Annotated in this window: 1 protein-coding gene and 1 pseudogene; both read left to right on the top strand. The window is 38.6% G+C overall.

Annotation, left to right across the window (positions count from 1 at the left end; genetic code table 11):
• A pseudogene (locus tag ACTHS3_RS14610) lies at positions 1-153 on the top strand (radical SAM family heme chaperone HemW); the annotation flags it as partial.
• Positions 154-288: 135 nt separating this feature from the next.
• A complete protein-coding gene (locus ACTHS3_RS14605; protein WP_070608261.1) occupies positions 289-864 on the top strand; it encodes an opacity family porin in 576 nt (191 codons plus the stop codon).
• The last annotated feature ends 149 nt before the right edge of the window (positions 865-1,013 follow it).

Here is a 1,013-nt window from a genome sequence, read left to right as displayed (position 1 = left end):
TTGCAGGAACGTACCGGCGTACCCACTGCAAAAATCATGGCTCAAATCGAAACCGCCAGACAAAAGGGCCTGCTTGAATCAGACCCGACTGTGTTCCGCCCAACCGAGCAAGGCCGTTTGTTCTTAAACGACTTGTTACAGTGTTTTTTATAAGTGCTGTTTTACAACAGTTAAAACATTTTTAGATTTGCTTAATTTACGACAAGAAAATACAATCAGAATAATTGTTGGGAACGACCAACCCCGGCGATTATCCACTACTTCTCATCCTACATTAAGGACAAAATCATGAAAAAAGTTCTGGTAACACTGATTGCTCTTTCCCTGCCTACATTTGCATTGGCTGATGCAAATCAAGGTTTTTATGTTCAAGCAGATGCTGGACATTCTACTATTTCATTAAAAGATAATGATGATGGTGAAAATTTTACTATTAAAAATAAAGGATTCACTCCACGTTTATCTGCTGGCTATGATTTTGGAGATTTTCGCGTTGCTGCAGACTACACTCACTATAAAACCTTCAAGGGTATTGACGAAGTAGGAGATGATGAATTAGTTAATTATAAAGCCAAATTCAAAAGTGTCGGTGTTTCTGCCATTTATGATTTCAACATTAACTCACCTGTCAAACCATATGTCGGTGCACGCTTAGGTATTAATCACATATCTGTTAATCGTGAAGATGAAACTTCCTCAGAAAACGAAACTAAAATGGGTATTGGTGCTTTAGCCGGAGTAAGCTACGAAGTAACACCTAATGTTGCTTTGGATGCTGGCTACCGCTATAACTACTGGGGCAAATTTGATGGTCTTAAAACCCAATCCCACGAACTTTCTGCCGGTGTACGCGTAACCTTCTAATATTTGAATACTTGACATGAAGCAATCATTGCTTCAAATATCAAGTAACAAAAGGCCGCCTGAAACCTGTTGCTCAGGATTTCAGACGGCCTTTAAGTTTTTTAAATATGTCTAACTTTTTGCTGCTTTTATTTTTTCTGCAAACCACA

The organism is Neisseria sp. P0009.S007 (assembly GCF_051962515.1).
The sequence above is the reverse complement of the archived record's forward strand: the minus strand, read 5'-3'. Positions and strand labels throughout refer to the sequence as shown.